17 protein-coding genes are annotated in these 17,982 nt (G+C 68.9%); 13 read left to right on the forward strand and 4 right to left on the reverse strand.

The window, feature by feature from the left end:
- Window positions 1-58: 58 nt before the first annotated feature.
- Both ABZT04_RS30980 and ABZT04_RS30985 read right to left on the reverse strand, forming a co-directional pair.
- On the reverse strand, window positions 59-1,000 hold the full coding sequence (locus tag ABZT04_RS30980) for an ABC transporter permease (protein ID WP_356060290.1): 942 nt from the start codon (window positions 998-1,000) through the stop codon (window positions 59-61).
- A 19-nt stretch (window positions 1,001-1,019) separates the two neighbouring features.
- On the reverse strand, window positions 1,020-2,393 hold the full coding sequence (locus ABZT04_RS30985) for an ABC transporter substrate-binding protein (RefSeq protein WP_356060291.1): 1,374 nt from the start codon (window positions 2,391-2,393) through the stop codon (window positions 1,020-1,022).
- Window positions 2,394-3,329: 936 nt separating this feature from the next.
- Here ABZT04_RS30985 and ABZT04_RS30990 point away from each other — a divergent pair.
- The 10 genes from ABZT04_RS30990 to ABZT04_RS31035 all read left to right on the forward strand — a co-directional run bounded on the left by ABZT04_RS30990 (window position 3,330) and on the right by ABZT04_RS31035 (window position 15,173).
- The gene (locus ABZT04_RS30990; RefSeq protein WP_356060292.1) at window positions 3,330-4,205 is read left to right on the forward strand and encodes a 4,5-dihydroxyphthalate decarboxylase; all 876 of its coding nucleotides are present in this window, start codon (window positions 3,330-3,332) and stop codon (window positions 4,203-4,205) included.
- 62 nt (window positions 4,206-4,267) lie between these two features.
- Window positions 4,268-5,137 (forward strand): hypothetical protein, encoded by an 870-nt coding sequence (locus ABZT04_RS30995; RefSeq protein WP_356060293.1) that lies wholly within the window; start codon window positions 4,268-4,270, stop codon window positions 5,135-5,137.
- A gap of 61 nt (window positions 5,138-5,198) precedes the next feature.
- Window positions 5,199-5,876 (forward strand): 4-carboxy-4-hydroxy-2-oxoadipate aldolase/oxaloacetate decarboxylase, encoded by a 678-nt coding sequence (locus ABZT04_RS31000; RefSeq protein ID WP_356060294.1) that lies wholly within the window; start codon window positions 5,199-5,201, stop codon window positions 5,874-5,876.
- Window positions 5,873-6,913, forward strand: a complete 1,041-nt coding sequence (locus ABZT04_RS31005) for an amidohydrolase family protein (RefSeq protein WP_356060295.1) — start codon at window positions 5,873-5,875, stop codon at window positions 6,911-6,913. Before ABZT04_RS31000 ends, ABZT04_RS31005 begins: the two co-directional genes overlap by 4 nt.
- Window positions 6,913-8,082, forward strand: coding sequence for a DUF3500 domain-containing protein (locus ABZT04_RS31010; RefSeq protein WP_356060296.1), 1,170 nt, complete (start codon window positions 6,913-6,915; stop codon window positions 8,080-8,082). Before ABZT04_RS31005 ends, ABZT04_RS31010 begins: the two co-directional genes overlap by 1 nt.
- Before the next feature lie 63 nt (window positions 8,083-8,145).
- On the forward strand, window positions 8,146-10,269 hold the full coding sequence (locus ABZT04_RS31015) for a hydantoinase/oxoprolinase family protein (protein WP_356060297.1): 2,124 nt from the start codon (window positions 8,146-8,148) through the stop codon (window positions 10,267-10,269).
- A 17-nt stretch (window positions 10,270-10,286) separates the two neighbouring features.
- On the forward strand, window positions 10,287-12,554 hold the full coding sequence (locus tag ABZT04_RS31020; RefSeq protein ID WP_356060298.1) for a hydantoinase B/oxoprolinase family protein: 2,268 nt from the start codon (window positions 10,287-10,289) through the stop codon (window positions 12,552-12,554).
- 67 nt (window positions 12,555-12,621) lie between these two features.
- Complete coding sequence (locus ABZT04_RS31025) at window positions 12,622-13,428, forward strand: aldolase/citrate lyase family protein (RefSeq protein WP_356060299.1); 807 nt, start codon at window positions 12,622-12,624, stop codon at window positions 13,426-13,428.
- 2 nt (window positions 13,429-13,430) lie between these two features.
- Window positions 13,431-14,396, forward strand: a complete 966-nt coding sequence (locus ABZT04_RS31030) for an alpha/beta hydrolase (protein ID WP_356060300.1) — start codon at window positions 13,431-13,433, stop codon at window positions 14,394-14,396.
- A gap of 15 nt (window positions 14,397-14,411) precedes the next feature.
- Entirely contained in the window at window positions 14,412-15,173 is a 762-nt protein-coding gene (locus ABZT04_RS31035; RefSeq protein WP_356060301.1) for a class II aldolase/adducin family protein, read from the forward strand.
- A 94-nt stretch (window positions 15,174-15,267) separates the two neighbouring features.
- Here the strand turns inward: ABZT04_RS31035 and ABZT04_RS31040 are convergent, their stop codons facing one another.
- A complete protein-coding gene (locus ABZT04_RS31040) occupies window positions 15,268-15,423 on the reverse strand; it encodes a hypothetical protein (RefSeq protein ID WP_356060302.1) in 156 nt (51 codons plus the stop codon).
- Between the two features lie 582 nt (window positions 15,424-16,005).
- Here ABZT04_RS31040 and ABZT04_RS31045 point away from each other — a divergent pair.
- Window positions 16,006-16,227 (forward strand): hypothetical protein, encoded by a 222-nt coding sequence (locus ABZT04_RS31045; protein ID WP_356060303.1) that lies wholly within the window; start codon window positions 16,006-16,008, stop codon window positions 16,225-16,227.
- A 26-nt stretch (window positions 16,228-16,253) separates the two neighbouring features.
- Here ABZT04_RS31045 and ABZT04_RS31050 read toward each other — a convergent pair whose 3' ends face one another.
- Entirely contained in the window at window positions 16,254-16,397 is a 144-nt protein-coding gene (locus tag ABZT04_RS31050) for a hypothetical protein (RefSeq protein WP_356060351.1), read from the reverse strand.
- Between the two features lie 322 nt (window positions 16,398-16,719).
- Between ABZT04_RS31050 and ABZT04_RS31055 the strand changes: the two genes are divergently transcribed.
- Complete coding sequence (locus ABZT04_RS31055) at window positions 16,720-17,025, forward strand: hypothetical protein (protein ID WP_356060304.1); 306 nt, start codon at window positions 16,720-16,722, stop codon at window positions 17,023-17,025.
- Window positions 17,026-17,132: 107 nt separating this feature from the next.
- Window positions 17,133-17,759 carry a DUF1349 domain-containing protein gene (locus ABZT04_RS31060; RefSeq protein WP_356060305.1) on the forward strand — a complete coding sequence of 209 codons (627 nt, stop codon included), beginning with the start codon at window positions 17,133-17,135 and terminating at the stop codon, window positions 17,757-17,759.
- Window positions 17,760-17,982: the final 223 nt, after the last annotated feature.

Consider the following 17,982-nt stretch of genomic DNA (forward strand, 5'->3'; position numbering starts at 1 on the left):
CGAGCCTTGCGAGCGGGCCTGCGGCGCCCGGTCGGCAGCGTTTCGCTCACCGCGTTCGTCATGACGACGCCATCCTGATTTTCGGATTGAGCACCACGTACAGAATGTCCATGAAAATGTTCACGAGAATCACGTACGCGGTGAAGAACAGCACCGCCGCCAATGCCACCGGCAGATCGTGCTGAGTCGCCGCGGAGACGGCGAGGCTGCCGACGCCGGGATAAGCGAAGACGGTTTCGATCAGCACCGTCGCTCCGACGACCGAGACGAGCTGGACGCCGATGTACGACATCGCCGGCACGATGGCGTTGCGCAATGCGTGCCTGTAGATGACGGACCGGCGCGAGAACCCGTTCGTGACATAGGTGAAGATGAACTCGCTGTGCATCACATCCGTTATGGACTGCCGGACCTGTTTCGCGATGAAGCCGACCATGCCGAACGACAGCGCGACGACCGGCAGGACCAACGTCCTGAGCCACGGGCTCACGCCCTCGTCGAGCGGGGCGTACCCGTTGAGTGGAAGCAGCCCGAGCTTGAGCGCGAACGCGTAGATCAGGACGATCCCGATGAGGAATCCCGGAACCGCGAACGCCACGAGCCCGCCGATGTCGACAACCCTGGCGACCCAGCCACCGCGCAATGCCGAGACGACACCGAGGAAGATGCCGATCACCACACTCACCAGGGTCGACAGGAACACCAGGGACAACGTCGGCTGCCAGCGGCTCGCCATCATGTGGGTGACCGGCTCGCCGGTGGTCAGCGAGGTCCCGAAGTCACCGTGCAGCGCGCCCTTCAGCCACGACCAGTACTGGACGGGGAGCGGTTCGTCGAGGTGCAGTTTCTTCGTGAGCTGGGCGACCGCCGCGGGGGTGGCGGTCGAACCCAGGATCGACTGCGCCGCATTGCCCGGGGTCAGTGCCACCAGAGTGAAGGTCAGAACCGACACCACCAGTAGGACGACGATCCCCATCGCGGCGCGGCGCGCGAGAACCAAGAACATTTTCTCCCCTGTCTCAGCTCGCCGGAGTCATGTACACCGGATCGGGGAACACGCCCCAAGCGCCGGGCACCTTCAGGTCCTTGCTCGCGTAGTAGGTGCTCGGCAGGCCGACGACGTCCACCAGCCAGGCGTTCTCGGTGATGTAGCGGCCGAGCTTCGCCCAGGCGGTGGTCGCCGCCGCGCCGCTCGCCGCGCTCGCGGCGAGGTACTGGCTCTGGTAGCTCGCCGACGGCGGCGCCGTCTCGATGGGGTTGAACAGACCGCCCGGCGTGAAGATGCGGGCCGTGGTGACGGTGAACGCCATGCCCTGCATCTGCTGGATGACCGCGGGATACTTCCCGCTGCCCATCTCGCTGCCGTATGCCTGGATGCTCGGGGCCGTCCTGAACTGCACGCTCACACCGATGGCCTTGAGTTGCGGAGCGAGCACCTGGGCGATGGTCGACGACAGGGGGTCAGTCGATTCGTACATGATCGGCAGCGTGAAGCCGTGCGGGTATCCGGCCTCGGTCAGCAACTCCTTGGCCTTCGCCACGTCGTAGGAGTAGACGTTCGTGTCGTAATGCCCCGAGTACCCGGCGGCGGCCACTTGCTCGGTGGGCGTGCCGTTGACGGCCTTCGCGTCCGCGGGCCGGTTGATCGCGTAGTTCAACGCCTGACGCACCTTCAGGTTGCCCAACGCCGGCACGAGTTTGCCCTGACGGTCCAGAAGGAGGATGCCGTAGATGCTCGTCGCGGGATTGCTGACCGTGTTGAGCCCTGCGGCCCGGGCGGTCTTGTCCTCCGAGGGCGTGCCCTGCTCCATTGAATGGCTGCCGGCCTGGACCGACTCCAGCCTCGAGGCGTTGTTCCCGATCACCTTGACCACGACCCGCTTCCAGTGCTGGAGCGCCGGGTTGAAGTAGTCGGGGTTGCGTACGAAGGTGTAGGTCGTGCCCGCCACGGTCGAGCCGGCGTCGAGCGTGTAGGGGCCCGCCCCGAACGTGGCGACCCCCAGGTCCTTGGATGTCAGCTTCTTCGCGCTCACCGGGGTGCCGAATGCGCCGCTCTGGTCGAACTGGAGCTGTGCGTCGGGAAAGGCCCGCGAGAACCTGATGTCGAGCGTGGTCGGGTCCGGGGTGGACCACCCGGACACCGGGAAGGTGTCCGTGGAGATGGCGTTGGCCTGGATCACCGCCTTCACATAGGCTTCCAGGCCCTGCGCGGTCAGAGTGCTGCCGTCCGAGAACCGGACGCCCTCGCGGAGTGAGATCCGGACCTCTCGATTGCCCGTGCCGACGTACTGGAAGGCCTTGGCGAGCTCGGGTTGGAAGGTCGTGTATCCGGTCTGAACGAGGAGGCTGTCGTAGGCGAGGTTGTTCGTCACCTGCTTGCTCGACTGCAGCATGGGGTTGAGCGTCGGGGGAGCGCTGCCTTCGTAGACCGTGAGCGTCGAGCCGTCGCCTTTCGACGACTGCGTCGCGGCGCCGCCACAGGAAATCAAGCCGGCACCGAGAACGACCGCCAGCGCGATCTTCGCCGACACTTTCATCAGATCCGGTACGCCGGCCCGTTGCCCTCTCGTCATTGAGACGGGCACATTTATCGACATCCGTACACCTCCCACTGCGTTGGGTCAATTCCGTGACATTCGAGCCGATGGACCGCTCATCCAGTGCCCGGTCAATCCAGTGCACGGTGCGAAGTACGGGCTTCCGTCATTGCTGAGAAAAGGGCCAATCAATGTCGCTCGTCTGCGTAGAAGGTAACAGCGGGTATGTGGCCTGAGTAGCCCTCGTCAGTCGAATCCGAGTGTTGTGGGATTTGCATCAGAGGCGGCCGTCCGACGCTGCGCGGTGGCCGCCGGCCAGGGTTCCGGAGTGGTTCGCACAGGCTGCGTCTTGCCTGGTCGGAAGCGGGTGGGTGCCCCGGCGCCTGCTCGATCGGACTGGCCCGGGTGACCGATCCCGGGGATCTGCGCGGCCCATGCTTCTTCGGCCAGATCGACGACGTCGGCCCGTGGTGGAGACCTCGTGGGCCCGGTGCGACACCCTCATCCTCCGAGACTCCGGCCGGTCGAGTTTCCGCGGCTGGGGTGATGCAGGTTGGGCATCACTCGGATTCGGACGACGGGGCTACTCACGGTGAATTCCGACTGTTACCTTCGATGAAAGGGGAACGCCACAGCCGACGATTCATCTGTCTGCGCGAATTCGGAAGGGTTTAGATGTCCACCACTGAGAATCCGCCGTGTTTTTCCGCGGCAGTGGGCTCCCATGAACACACCAAGCGCCTTGTCTCGGGCGAGGTCGGAGTGCCGGGATATTCCCTGGAATTCGTCGACGTGTCACCGATCATCGCCGCGTTCCGGAGGATGGTGCGGCGGCTGGAGTTCGATGTGTGTGAACTGGCGCCCACGACATACGTGGTGGCCAGGGAGGCGGGGGTGGAGATCACCGCGCTGCCGGTGTTCCTGGGGCGCGAGTTCCATTTCACGAACATCGTGTGCGGTGCGGGAAGCGGGATCGAGAAGCCGTCGGACCTGTGCGGCCGGCGGGTCGGGGTGCGGGCGTACACCGTCTCGACAGGGGTATGGGCGCGGTCGTTGCTGCGGACCGAGTACGGGGTGGACGCGAACTCGATCACGTGGATCGTGGACGACGAGGAACATGTGGAGTCGTTCGAGCTGCCGGGTAACGTGCGTCAGGCGCCCGCGGGCATGTCGTTGGCGGACCTGTTCGAGGCCGGCGAGATCGACGCGGCGTTCACGGGCCCGGCGGGGATCGGCCGGTCGGGACCTCCGCGGGAGGGCTGGGACGAGAGCACCGGTGGTCCGGCGGGGCGAGTGGCGTACCCGTTGTTCGAGAACACCGACGAACTGGCGCGTGCCTACTACCGCGCCACCGGCGTGTACCCCCTGCACGGTGTCGTCGTGGTGAGGAAATCGGTGGTGCGTCAACACCCGGATTTCTGCGGGGCGTTGCGGGAGGCGCTGGAGGCGGCGAAAGAGCCGTTCCTGGCGAGCCTGCGCGCGGGCGAAGGCGCGGGCAAGGAGTTCGACCACTTCCAGCAGATGCGTTCCATCGTCGGCGACGATCCATTGCCGTACGGGATCGAGGCCAACCTGGCAAGCATCGACGCCCTGCTCGACGCCGTAGTCGACCAGAACATCGTCCGTTCCCGTCCCGCCGTCGAGGACCTCTTCGTCGAAGTCGAATAGGCCCGATCGGTCCCGGCCCCCTGCCGACAGCCGGCCTGCACAGGAAGCGACACGACAGACCCATGACCCCTTCCATATCGATCGTGCTGGGCAACCACCCGCACACCGAACTCATCAGGTCCAGGACGGAATTGGCCTCGGTGGGGGTGTCGTTCCCGGCGATCTCCCCGGTCCACTCGGCGTTCCACGACATGGTGCGCCGACAGCGGTACGACGTGTGCGAGATGGCGCTGGCGACGTACCTCCAGGCGCGGGAGGCGGGCAAGCCGTTGTTGCTGCTGCCCGTGGTGATGGTGGGGGGTTTCCATCACGGGAACATCCGGCGTCCGCCGGGCGGTCCGGCGTGGGAGCCGGAGGACCTGGTCGGCAAGCGCGTCGGGGTGCGGGCGTACAGCACCACGATGGGGATGTGGGCCCGGTCGGTGCTGGACGAGGAGTACGGCGTCGGCGCGGGTGACGTCACGTGGGTGACGACCGAGGACCCGCACGTGGTGGAGTACGCCGAGCCGGACAACGTGGTGCGCAACGCCGGGGACCTGAAGCAGGAGCTGCTCGCGGGCGGGTTGACGGCCGCGATCCTGAACGGTCAGGAGAACCCGGACCTGGAGTCGGTGGTCCCCGACCCGGTCGCGGCGGCACTGCGCTGGTACGCCCGGCACGAGACCGTCCCGGTGAACCACATGGTCGTCGTGACCCGGTCGGTGCTGGAGCGGATGCCGGAGGTGGTGGCCGCCGTCTACGAGGACCTGGCCGCGGGGATCGACAAGGCCGAACTGCCGCCGGCCGACGGGTCGGGGGGCCAGGTGCCCTCGCCGGTCCGCTACGGCCGGGACGCGGTCCGCACCGCCGTGGAGCTGGCCGGCCGGGCCGCACTGCGGCAACGGCTGATCAGCCGTCCCGTCGGCAATGTCGACGACCTGTTCGCACTCTGAGTTCCGCCACCCGAGAGCCATCGAGAAGCATCTGACGAGGACTTGAGAAGGATGAAGTGACATGCCCTTGCGGCCACGGATCATCACCAGCATCGACCGTGCGGACGGCGCGGTCGCCAAGGCCCTCGGCGAGCACGGGGTGGCCACCGTCCACGAGGCCAACGCGCGGACCGGGGCGATGCACGGCATCCACCCGGTGACTCCCGGCCTGACCGCGTCCGGTACGGCGGTGACCTGTCTGAACCACGCCGGTGACAACACGATGGTGCACGCCGCTCTGGCCGAGTGCCGACCGGGTGACGTGCTGGTGGTGGGGGTGACCGCACCGTCGGAGCACGGGATGTTCGGCGACCTGCTGGCGACGTCGGCCAGGGCGCTGGGCCTGGCGGGCGTGGTCCTGGCCGCCGCGGTGCGCGATGTGCGGTCCCTGCGGGAGATGGAGTTCCCGGTGTGGGCGCGGGCGGTCGCCGTGAGCGGGACGGTCAAGGTGTCGCCGGGCTGGGTGAACGTCCCGATCAGTTGCGGCGGGGTCGTGGTGAACCCAGGGGATGTCGTGGTCGCCGACGACGACGGGGTCGTCGCGGTCGAACGGGCCGACGCCGCAGGGGTTTTGGCGAACGCGCAGGCGCGGACGGAGAACGAGGAGGCCGTCCGGCCGCGGTTCGCCGCGGGGGAGCTGAGCGTCGAGTTGGGCGGGCTGCGGCCGATGCTGGCCGGACTGGAGAGGGACACGCGGTGATCATCGACTGTCACGGCCACTTCACGACGGCTCCGCCGGGGCTGGCGGAGTTCCACGAGGCGCTGCTTGCGCCGGGTGCCGACATCGCGGCTCTGTCGGTGGCGGGCCCGCGGGGATTGTCGGAAGAGCAGGTGCGGGAGGCGATCGAGCCGGAGCAACTCCGGTTGCAGCGCGAGCGCGGGATCGACCTGACGTTGTTCTCCCCGCAGGCCTCGGCGATGGCACACCACCGCGGTGACCCGAAGGTCAGTGCGGCATGGACTCGGGCGTGCAACGACCTGATCCACCAGGTGTCGAGGCTCTACCCGGACCGGTTCGCGCCGGTGTGCCAGTTGCCGCAGTCCCCGCAGGCGGCTCCGAGGGAGTGCGTGTCCGAACTGCGGCGCTGCGTCGAGGAGTTGGGGTTCGTCGGGTGCAACCTCAACCCCGATCCGTCCGGGGGACATTGGACCGGGGCGCCGATCACCGACCGGTCCTGGTACCCGCTGTACGAGGCGATGGTCGAACTGGACGTGCCGGCGATGATCCACGTCAGCGGCTCGTGCAACCCCAACTTCCACACCACCGGCGGCTATTACCTCGCCGCGGACACGACGGTGTTCATGACCCTGCTCTCCTCACGGCTCTTCCGGGACTTCCCGACGCTGAGGCTGATCCTTCCCCACGGGGGCGGGGCGGTGCCCTACCACTGGGGCCGCTACCGGGGCCTGGCACAGGAACTGGGCTACCCGCCGCTGGAGGAGAGCGTCCTGGACAACCTGTGGTTCGACACATGTCTGTACGGATACCAGGGCGTACGCCTGCTGACCGAGGTCGTACCGGTCGAGAACATCCTGTTCGGGTCGGAGATGATCGGCGCCGTCCGCGGGATCGACCCCGTCAGCGGACACGCCTACGACGACACCAGGCGGTACGTCGAGGCCGCCCCGAGACTGGACGAGGGCGGCCGAGCCGCGATCTACGCGGGAAACGCGCTGCGGGTCTACCCCCGACTGGCGAGGCGGACGGCCGACGAGCCGGTGGGGAGCGGACGTTGATGCCGTACGAGGACTGGCCTTCGGGACTGCGGAACCGGAGCGGGCTGAGCAGCCGGGTGCGGACGGTGGCCCAGCCGAACATCGTGCGGGACCGGGAGCGGTTGGAGGCGGCGAGCCATGAGCCGTTCCGGGGTGTCACGACGTCGGCCGGACCGGTCGCCGGCCTCTTCGACCGGACGCGCGGGACGGCGGACCTGTCGGCGGTGGACGGCGCGGCACGGACCTACCTGGACGCGCTGAGCGACGGGCAGCGGCAGGTGACGCGGTTCCCGCTGGACGATCCGTCGCGGCGGCAGTGGGCGAATCCGTCGGTCAACCTGCTGCGGCACGGTCTGCTGCTGGAGGACCTGGACGCGACGGCGCGGGACCGCGCGCTGGACGTGGTGCGGGAGAGCCTGAGCGAGAGCGGCTTCCAGGCGGTGCTGAACTGCATGCGCCTGAACCGCACGATCGGGGAGATCCGCGACGAGGTCGCCGACCTGAACGAGTTGATGTACTGGTTCAGCCTGTACGGCGAACCGGCACCGAGCAGCCCGTGGGGCTGGCAGTTGGACGGGCACCACGTCAACGTCAACTGCACGGTCGTCGACGGCCGACTGGTCACCACTCCGACCTTCCTGGGCGCAGAGCCCGTCGCGGCCTTCGACGGGACGTTCGTCGGCACCTGGGCGTTGCAGGCCGAGCAGGACACCGGCAGCGCGCTGTACAAGTCGCTGACAGACGTGCAGCGGGCGGCGGCCACGCTGCACACCGACATGCCGCCCGACCTGTTCACCGGTGCGGGCCGCGACAACTACGAACTCGACTACCAGGGCGCCCCGTTCTCGACCTTCACCCCGCGACAACTCGCCCTGGCCCTGGACCTGATCGCGGTGTACGTGGGACGTGAACGCAAGGAAAGCGCCGAGGCGAGAATGGTCGAGGTCGTCGACCATCTCAGCGAAACCCATTTCGCATGGGTGGGACATCCGAATCCTGACGGCGTCTTCTATTACCGCGTGCACAGCCCGGTGATCCTTATCGAGTTCGAGCATTCGCGCGGCATCATGTTCGACAACGACCACCACGCGCGGAACCACATTCACACCATCGTGCGGACGCCCAACGGCAACGACTACGGCCAGGACTATCTGCGTCAGCACCATGAGCGTTTCCACGCCGGGACGTGAATTCCCCGGCGTCGTCAACAACCCGTCTGGTCACGAGCGGGATTTCCGGACCGAGGAGCGAAGGTGTCGTATCGGATTGCAGTTGATATTGGCGGGACGTTCACGGACTGTGTCGTCGTCGACGACCAGGACCGCCGGTACGTCTCGAAGGCCCTGACCCGGTACGGCGCTCTGGAGGACGGCGTCCTGGAGGCGGTGGAGGTCCTCGCCGCCTCCGAACTGGGCCTGACATTGCGGGAGTTGTTGGAACGGACCGAGTCGTTCGTACACGGGACGACCCAGGCCACCAACGCCCTGGTGACCCACTCGGGCGTGCGGGTCGGTCTGCTGGCGACGCGCGGCCATGAGGACGTGCTGCGGATCGGGCGGGTCTACTCCAAGATCGCGGGCCTGGCCGAGCGCGAACTGGTGCACTCCACGCGCCTGCACAAGCCGGCCGCGCTGGTCCCGCAGGAACTGGTGGTCGGGCTGAACGAGCGGATGGACTGCGACGGCGACGTGGTGGTCCCGCTCGACGAGGACGAGGTCGCGGCGGCGGTCGACCACCTCGTCGAGGGCGGTGCGGAGGCCATCGCGGTCTCCCTGCTGTGGTCGTTCGCCAACGACGCCCACGAGCGGCGGGCGGCCGAGATCGTCAAGGAACGCGCGCCGCACGTCTTCGTGTCGGTCAGCTGCGAGGTCGCCCCCGTACTGGGCGAGTACGAGCGGACGGCGACGACGGCGGTCAATGCGTACGTCGGGCCACGGGTGACGGTCTATCTGGAGGCGCTGGACGCCAAGCTGCGGGCGAACGGCTTCCGGTCACCGCTGCTGGTGATGCAGGCCAGCGGGGGACTGACATCGGTGGCGGACGCGGCCGCGCGCCCGGTGGTGACGCTGGACTCGGGCCCCACCGGCGGCATCATCGGCAGCCGGGCGCTGGGCGAGCTGTACGGCGAGTCCAACGTCATTTGCACCGACGTCGGCGGCACCTCGTTCGACGTGGGGCTGGTGCTCGGCGGCGAGGTGCCGCTGGCGACCGACCCGATCGTGGCGCGCTACAGCCTGCGGCTGCCCAAGGTCCTGGTGGAATCGATCGGCTCCGGCGGCGGCTCGGTGGCCTGGATCGACGAGGGCGGTCTGCTGCGGGTCGGCCCGCACAGCGCCGGCTCCCGCCCGGGTCCGGCCTGCTACGGACTGGGCGGCACCGACGCCACGGTGACCGACGCCGACCTGGTCCTGGGCTATCTCGACCCGGACGCGTTCCTCGGCGGCCGGATGAGACTGGACCGGGACCTGGCGCTGAAGGCGCTGAGCCGGCTCGGCACTCAGCTCGGCATGGAGCCGGAAGAGGTGGCGACCGGGATCTTCCGCATCATCAACTCCCAGATGGCCGACCTCATCCTGAAGCTGACGATCGAACAGGGCAACGACCCGCGCGACTGCGTCCTGGCCGCGTACGGCGGTGCGGGCCCGACCCACGCGGCGTTCTACGGCGGCGACATCGGCGCCAAGGAGCTGATTATCCCGGCGCGTTCCACGGCGTTCTCGGCCGAGGGCATGCTGGCCTGCGACATCACCCACACCGCGGACGCCAGCCACAGCCTGCGTTCTCCGCTGGCCGACCGGGAGATCCAGGCCATGGAGACCACCTTCCGGGCGCTGGAGCGGCGGGTCCGGGCCCAGTTCGCGGCGGAGTCGGGCACCGACGAGGACGTGGAGATCTCCCGGTACGCCGGTGTCCGGTTCCGGATGCAGCCGCAGACGCTGGTCATCCCGGTCGACGACGACCTGCTGCGGACGTCCGGCGGCCAGGGGCTGATCGACCGGTTCGCCGAACGCTACGGCCGGCTGTACGGCGGCGGCGCGTTGCTCGAAGGCGGCGGCATCGAGATCGACCTGCACCGGGTCGTGGGCCGGCGCCGCGTCCCGCGCCCGGCCGCAGCCCCGGCTGCCGCAGCCTCGTCGCTCACCGCCGACGCGGTCAGCGGGGTGCGGCCGATCCACTTCGAGGACCGCGGTCGTACGGAGACGACGGTGTACCGGGGCAGCGCCCTGCGGCCCGGCAACGTGCTGGAGGGACCCGCGGTGGTCCAGCGCATGGGCGACAGCGTCGTCGTACCGCCGGGATTCACCGCGCGCGTCGACGACCAGTTGAGCCTTCGACTGACCCCACGGGCCCCGGCCGGTGCCGCGGTGGACAAGTAGAGAGCGGGGAAGACGAGATGACGACTACGGCAGAGGCATCATCCGGTCCGCAGGTGGGGACGGAGGCGGCACTGGACCCGGTGACGTTCGAAGTCATCCGGCACCGGTTGTGGGCGATCAACGACGACCAGGCGCGGATGGCGGCCCGGCTGTCGGCCTCGCCGGTGGTGTACGACGGCTTCGACTTCAACGCGGCACTGGTCACCGCGGACGGCCGCGGCCTGGTCACCGGGGTGTACATCATGCACCACGGTGCGGCCCTGGACGACTTCGTGCGCAAGCTGCTGGCCGACTGGCCGGCGGACGACCTCCACGAAGGCGACATGTTCTACACCAACGACCCGTGGTGGGGTGCGCTGCACGCCAACGACGGCATCATGGCCTCCCCGCTGTTCTACGACGGGCAGTTGGTCGCCTGGACCGGGATCGTCATGCACGACGACGACGTCGGCGGCCCGGTGCCCTCCAGCTTCGTGCTGGGCGCCACCGACCGGTTCGGCGAGGCACCGCTGTTCCCGGCCCTGCGGATCGTGGAGAACTGGGAACTCAAACGGGACATCGAGCGGGCCCGGCTGCGCAACAGCCGCACCCCACAGGTCAACGCGCTCAACATGCGTGCCCGGATCGCCGCGCTCCGCGCCACGCAGGAGCGGATGAAGGAACTCATCGACCGCTACGGCCTGCCCGCGTTCCTGGCCAGCCAGGACGGCATCATCGACTACGTCGAGCGGGTGGTCCGCGGCCGGCTGCGGGAGATCCCGGACGGCACCTGGTTCGCCCAGGGCTACCTGGACCACGACGGCACCAACGACGAGGTCTACCGGATCTGCTGCCGGGTCACCAAGCGCGACGACAACCTCGTCATCGACTTCGAGGGCACCTCTCCCGAGGCCCAAGGCCCGGTCAACTGCGCCCGCCCGGCCATGGAGGGCGCCGTGGTCGGCTGCCTGCTGCTCGCCCTGTGCTACGACCTGCCCTGGTCGGTCGGGGCGCTGCGGCGGATCGTGGAGATCCGCGCCGAGGAGGGCAGCATCAACAACGCCGCGAGCACCGCCGCGGTGAGCCTGTCCTCCATTCAGGGCACCCTGTGCACCCAGGATGTCACCGCCAGCGCGATCGCCAAGATGCTGCTGAGTTCCGAGCGGTTCCGCTCCGAGGCCCAGGCCACCTGGGCGGCCGGCCACCCCGGCGCGGCGATGGCCGCGACCGGCCGCGACGGCGAGTACGCCGTCGGCGCCATCACCGACACCTTCGCCGGTGGCGGCGGAGCCCGGACCTTCGCCGACGGCGTCGACAGCGGCGGCATCTACCACTCGATGGGCTCCCGGCTGGCCAACGCCGAGACCTGTGAGGACCGGCGGCCGTTCCTCCAGCTCTACCGCACCGAACTGTGCGACTCCGGTGGTGCGGGCCGCTACCGCGGCGGCGTGTGCGTCGCCTTCGGCAGCGTGCCCCACAAGGAGCGCGGCGACGTCACGGTCCTCACCCTGTCCTCCGGAGTGGAGATGCCCGGCGGGATGGGACTGGCCGGCGGGGCACCCGGCGCGGCGGTCTCGAACGTCGTCGTCCGCGACAGCGACATCTGGTCCCGGCTCGGGGCCGGACACCTGCCGCGCACCGAGGAGGAGGTCGTCGGCGGCACCGTGCAGGCCCTCGCCGCCAAGGACCTCACCACGATCGGGCACGCCGATGTCGTCACCGGCGTCACCAACGCCGGTTCCGGATACGGCGATCCGCTGCACCGCGATCCCGCGGCGGTGGCCCGCGACGTCCGGGAGGGCCATGTGTCGGCGTGGTCGGCCCATGAGAACTACGGGGTCGTCCTGACCGACGGAGCCGTCGACGAGACGGCGACCGAGCGCCGGCGCGCCGCCGTCCGCGAGGAGCGGTTGGCCGAAGCCCGGCCGGTCGACGGCACGACCAGCACCGGGCGCGGCGTGGTGACGGACGCCGAGGTGCTGCATCCGGTGGCCGACGCCGTGGAAGCCGTCCGCGCCGTCGGCGGCGCGCGGATCCGCTGCACGGAATGCCACCTCGACCTCGGTGCCTACGAGGAGGACTACAAGCAGAGCCTGGTCTTCCGGGAGCGGCCGCTGACCTCCCTGACCGCGCTCAACAAGCGCTGCCGCACCGATGTGTTCGTCGCCCGGGAGTTCTACTGCCCCGGCTGCGGTGTCCTGCTGGTCACCGACGTCACGCACCGGGACGAACCGGTCCGCGCGGAGTGCCGCTTCTTCCCCACCCGTGCTTCGGACGTAACGGACCCGGAAGACGTCACCGCATGACGGCACGGCGCACTCCGCCCCGGACCGCCCGCGCGGCGGTCCGGGCCCCGCGACCGGAGGAGACAGCATGACCGTGGCGGCCGGCTTCGCCGAACGGATCCGCACCCGGGCCGGGCTGGTCGGCTTCTGGATCGGCACCGACAACCCCCCGATGACCGAACGCCTCGCCCGGCTCGGCTACGACTACCTGTGCCTGGACGCGCAGCACGGCCTCCTGGACGACACCGGCTGCCTGCGCAACCTGACCGCGATCGACGCCGGCACCACCGTCGGGATGGTCCGCGTCGCCGCCAACACACCCCAGCACATCGGCCGCGCCCTGGACCTGGGAGCCGCCGGCGTCATCGTCCCGCTGGTCAGCACCCCCGAGGAGGCCGCCGCCGCCGTCCGGGCCTGCCGCTACCCGCCCACCGGAACCCGCAGCTACGGACCGGTCCGCTCCGCCCTCCGCATCGGCCCCGATCCGCGGGAGGCCGACCGGGCCGTCGCCTGCGTCGTCATGATCGAGACCCTGGAGGGTCTCGACAACGTCGAGACGATCGCCCGGGTCCCCGGCGTCGACGCCCTCTACGTCGGGCCCTCGGACCTCTCCCTGGCCCTGGGTGACTTCCCGCCCGCCACCGAACGGCCCGCACCCCGGTTCGCCGACGCCCTGGACCGGGTACGCGCCGCCGCCCGGGCCGCCGGACGGGGATGCGGACTGCACACGAACACCGGAGCCGCAGCGGCCCGGGCCCTCGCCGACGGGTTCACCTTCGCCTCCGTCTCCGACGACATCGACCATCTCCAGAACGCCGCACGCCACGCACTGGACACCGCACGAAGCGCCGCCCCCGCCACAGTGCTCTCCACCAGCGCCCGAGCATCGGAGTGAACATGCGTATCGCCGGTGAACAACCGCCAGTGCCGCAACTGGTCGCACCGCCGCCGGACACCCCCTCGACCCTGCCCCCGCCGACCGACGGCGACGACGGGACACGCCTCTACCGCGACATCGTCTACGCCAACGAGATCGGCTATCGCCCGCTGCGCATGGACCTGATGGTGCCGGCGGGAGCTGGCCCCGTTCCCGTCGTGCTGTGGCTGCACGGCGGCGGGTTCCTCATGGGGTCACGCCGTCGCAGTGCCCTCTCGGGCCCGCCGTGGGAGGCGCTGCTGGCCCGGCGGATCGCGGTGGCGGTCGTCGAGTACCGCTTCGCGTTCGAGGAACGGTTCCCCGCCTGCGTGCACGACGTCAAGGCCGCCGTGCGCTGGGTGCGCCGGCACGGGCCGGATCTCGGTCTGCTGCCCGACGGGATCGGCGTGTGGGGCGAGTCCGCGGGTGGCTACCTGTCGGCCTTCCTTGCGCTGGACGGGCGGCAGCGGGCGCTGGAGGGCGAGGTGGGCGTGACCGGCCCGTCCTCCGAGGTCAGCGTAGCCGTCGCGTGGTATCCGCCGACGGACTTCCTGGCCATGGACACCCAGGCCGAGGGCGGCAGGTCGATCCACCCGCACGACGACCCCGGATCGCCCGAGTCGCTCCTCATCGGGGGTCCGCTGCGGAAGAACCCGGACGCGGCGAGTGCGGCGAGCCCGCTCAGCTACTCGGCGTCGTCCGGGCCCGCGCCGCTCCTGATGATGCACGGCACGGAGGACCCGTACGTGCCTTACCGGCAGAGCGTCGTGCTCGCCGAGGCCATGGCGGCGCGGGGCGCGCCGGTGACCCTGCGTCTGGTCGAGGGGGCGGGTCACATGTTCGAGGGCGCGGATCACGGCCCGCTGATCGAGCAGGCAGTGGACTTCTTGGCGGACCACCTCATGCGGCCAGATCCCGAGCCGACGCAACACCCGTCAGGGGAGTGAGCGACGAAAATGGAAATGGAACAGTACAGCCCGCCGAACACCTCGCAGCGGGTCGACGGGACGATCCCGCCCACCGACGAGGAGCGGATCGCCGAGCTCGTCGCCTCGCACCACGTCCTCTACGACCATGGCGTCCTGGACGGCTTCGGTCACCTGAGCGTCCGGTCCGCGGCCGACGCCGCGCACTTCTTCATGCAACGGGGCGGCGTCGTTCCCGATGACGTCACCGCCGGCGATGTCATCGAGTACGACGAGAACGGCGAGCCGTGCCGGGCAGGTGGCCGCACGGGTCCGAGCGAGCGGTACATCCACGGCGGGATCTACCGGGCGCGCCCCGACGTGATGGCGGTGGTGCACAGCCACACCGATGCCGTGCTGCCGTTCGGGCTCACCGGGGCACCGCTCAAGGCCGTGCTGCACACGGCCTACTTCCTGGGGAGCGATCCAGCTCCGGTGTTCGACATCCGGGAGGTGATGGGCCAGGACAACACCATGCTGGTCGACAACCCCGTCGCGGGTGCGGCGCTTGCGCGCACGCTGGGGGACCGGTCCGTGGTGCTCATGCGCGGCCATGGCATGACAGTGGTCGGGCCGACCGTCCACGACGCGGTCTTCCGGGCCGTCTACACCCGTGTCAACGCGCGGGCGGAGATGGAGGCGCTGGCGCTGGGGGAGCCGGTGTTCCTCAACGGGTTCGAGGTCGACCGTGGTGATCCGGTGTCGATCCACTGGGCGTGGTGGGCCGCACAGGCGGAGGCTCGTCGCGCTTCGTCCTGAGAGTTGGCGGCACTGCGCGCCGACGCGGGCGCACACGCCGCTCGACTGCCGTCGGCCAACGGCGGACCGGTGCCGGGGTCACCGGCCCTGCGGGCTAGAGGAACTCGCTTCGGTAGGTCGGGGCCAACTCGGCCGCGTGGCGGCGGCGTTCCGCGAGTTCGTGCGGCGAGTGCTGCGGGGGTGGCGCGTCCTTGCCCGCTACGACATCGCCGATGCGCAGAAAGTACTCGTCCTGGCCGGCGGGGTGCACATGCACAGCATCCGGGCGGGCGCCCCTGATGTGTTGCGGAAGTTGTGCGGTGTGGCGGTGCGTTGGCCGGGATGTTGATCGTGGATCCGGCCCGCACGGTGTGCTTCTCGCCGCGGAAGGTGAACTCGATCTCGCCTTCGGAGGTGGTTGGGTGGGGGGTCAGCAGCCGGGGGGCGATGACGACTTTGCCGCTGGGCAACAACGAATCCTTCGGAGGTGGACGAAGACCTTTGCTGGAAGCGGGCCCTCCGTGCGTTCCCAATCGCCTTCGACGGCCGACTCTCAAAAGCCCACAACTGACCCAGAACTCGCACCAGTTGACCCGTTCATTGACAGACCCAACGTGGTCGGCCGGGCCCTGCACACCTCTTGGTGGTCGGCCGAGTACGGTGCCCACCAGTCTTCGGAGACGACATGACCGTGGTGTACCCCGGAGGCAGCCGGTGCCGAACGTGGAAGTAGGGAGCGCTGAGAAGACATTCTGACTTCGTAGGGCTGTGACCGCGCAGGTTCCCCGGGTTGGGCCGAACCGATGGCCTCGGCGCCACTACAGTCGGTGCACTGAGGAGCAGGGGAGTCCCGGTGCGCAAAAGAGACTGCAACGCTGCCGGCCACAGCCAACGGGCCATGGCTGTCAGGTGGATACAGATCGTTCTGTTCGGAGTCGTTGTTCTGCTGGTCGGATTCCATATCTGGGAGCGGCATCACAGCGGTGGTTCGAGCCCGATCGTGTTCGGGCTGATGGCCGTATCAGCACTGTCCATTGGTGTGCTGGAACAGCATCGGGCAAACGTCATCAAATGATCTCGGTAACTCACCTTCCAGCCGACTCAGGCCGTCGCCGACAGGGGTCCGCCACCCCAGCGGATGCCCTTCTCGCTGTGGATGCGGATGCGGGCGCGTTCATGTCGTTCGGCGGCCAGGGCGTCGCTGTGGCGGGCGTTGGCGCCGACCGAGGCCAGCAGCATCGGCACGATCTGCTGCAGCCGCTACCCTTCCTGATCGGTCAGTCTGCGCACGCGGACAGGCTCGGCCACCGCGCCTCCAGCGGTCGGATCGGACGTCACCGCACATCCAACCGCCGCCACCACCACCAACACGGCGAACCTACGCGGTCACAGCACTAGCGAACCCATGCGATCTGGTTCGACTGAGTTTTGGAGTGGACCGGTGACAGACAACGCGCTGCGTCGTGTCCAGGCCGTGTGGCCTCCGCCCTGCTCCGTCGTGCGAACGTTCCTATGGTCAGGTGAGCGAAGTCGCTGAAGGGTGCCCATCGCAGGGAGTGTTGCCTCGATGAGTGCTGCATCGCGGAGACCCGAGCCGCAACGACCCGACCGCATCCTGGCCGTGACACTGGACGTCATCGAGGAGCGGGGCCTGAGCCTGGTCTTCACCGCGTTAGAGCGCTTCGCGAACGATCTCTTCGCCGCTCGACGAGTCCATGGAAATCTTGAACTTCGCGAGGACCCTCGTGAGTGGCTCGTCCAGATGACCGTCGCGGACTCCCGCGACCGCAGGGCGACACGGTGCTTCTCCCGCCACATCCACAGCGTCTGCGGGCATGTGATCGACGTTGTACAGGAAGGCATCGGCCTGTAAAAGTACTTCTGGCAACAGGAGTTCACCGAGGACATCGTGCGCCGCACGCTCCACGACCTCATCCCCGATGCACAGGTCCGCACACCTTGAACCGTGGGAGTAGCGACATGGCCATTACCCGCAACGTGCCTGGACTGCCTTTCACCCTCTCACCGTCGCCCGGCGAGGCGTGGACCGTCGACGAGGCGACCGACACGGTGACAGCCACAGCGGCCCCCCATAGCGACATCTTCATCGACCCGGGGGCGGATTCTCAGCTCAACGCCGAGTCCATGCTCAACGCCGCGACCCTGCTCGGCGTCCCCCCGGACGGTGACTTCCAGTTCAGCGCCCGCGTCACCGTCGACTTCAAGTCCACCTTCGATGCCGGCGTGCTGCTCTTGTGGATCGACGACCGCCACTGGGGCAAGCTCTGCTTCGAATACTCCCCCGACCGCAAGCCCATGATCGTCTCGGTGGTGGCCCGCGGCGTCGCGGACGACGCCAACGCCTTCGCTGTCGACGGCCAGACGGTGTGGCTTCGCGTCGCCCGAATCGATCACGCCTTCGCATACCACGCGTCCCTCGACGGCAAGACATGGCGGATGATCCGCTTCTTCGCCCTCGATGGCACGTCCACGCACGCCGTCGTCGGCTTCGAGGCACAATCGCCGACCGGTGACGGATGCGTGGTCACCTTCGACGACATCCACTTCACCCGCGAACGCCTTCACGAACTGCGCGACGGCTCGTGACGCAGTCCCAACGGGCGCGATTCCCAACGCTCGGACGAAGAGCCAGTGGGCTGCCTGGGCGGCCCTCGCTCACTGGACACGGGCGTACTCGCGCAGCAGCCTGACCCACTGCGGCCTCGGCGGGTACATCGTCCTGGTCGACACCCGGCCGGACTTCCCCTGGCGGCTCCTCGGCCTTACCGACCCGTTCGAAGCGGCGGTGTTCCGGCTGCTCGACGCACCG

It is taken from the genome of Streptomyces sp. NPDC005492, assembly GCF_040605995.1.
Lineage (GTDB): Bacteria > Actinomycetota > Actinomycetes > Streptomycetales > Streptomycetaceae > Streptomyces.

Excerpts from the sequence above, each read along its gene's own strand:
- ABZT04_RS30985 (WP_356060291.1), bottom strand. The coding sequence starts at position 2,393 with ATGCTGCAGTCGAGCAAGCAGGTGACGAACAACCTCGCCTACGACAGC.
- ABZT04_RS30995 (WP_356060293.1), top strand. The coding sequence starts at position 4,268 with ATGACCCCTTCCATATCGATCGTGCTGGGCAACCACCCGCACACCGAA.
- ABZT04_RS31000 (WP_356060294.1), top strand. The coding sequence starts at position 5,199 with ATGCCCTTGCGGCCACGGATCATCACCAGCATCGACCGTGCGGACGGC.
- ABZT04_RS31010 (WP_356060296.1), top strand. The coding sequence starts at position 6,913 with ATGCCGTACGAGGACTGGCCTTCGGGACTGCGGAACCGGAGCGGGCTG.
- ABZT04_RS31020 (WP_356060298.1), top strand. The coding sequence starts at position 10,287 with ATGACGACTACGGCAGAGGCATCATCCGGTCCGCAGGTGGGGACGGAG.
- ABZT04_RS31025 (WP_356060299.1), top strand. The coding sequence starts at position 12,622 with ATGACCGTGGCGGCCGGCTTCGCCGAACGGATCCGCACCCGGGCCGGG.
- ABZT04_RS31030 (WP_356060300.1), top strand. The coding sequence starts at position 13,431 with ATGCGTATCGCCGGTGAACAACCGCCAGTGCCGCAACTGGTCGCACCG.
- ABZT04_RS31035 (WP_356060301.1), top strand. The coding sequence starts at position 14,412 with ATGGAACAGTACAGCCCGCCGAACACCTCGCAGCGGGTCGACGGGACG.
- ABZT04_RS31055 (WP_356060304.1), top strand. The coding sequence starts at position 16,720 with ATGAGTGCTGCATCGCGGAGACCCGAGCCGCAACGACCCGACCGCATC.
- ABZT04_RS31060 (WP_356060305.1), top strand. The coding sequence starts at position 17,133 with ATGGCCATTACCCGCAACGTGCCTGGACTGCCTTTCACCCTCTCACCG.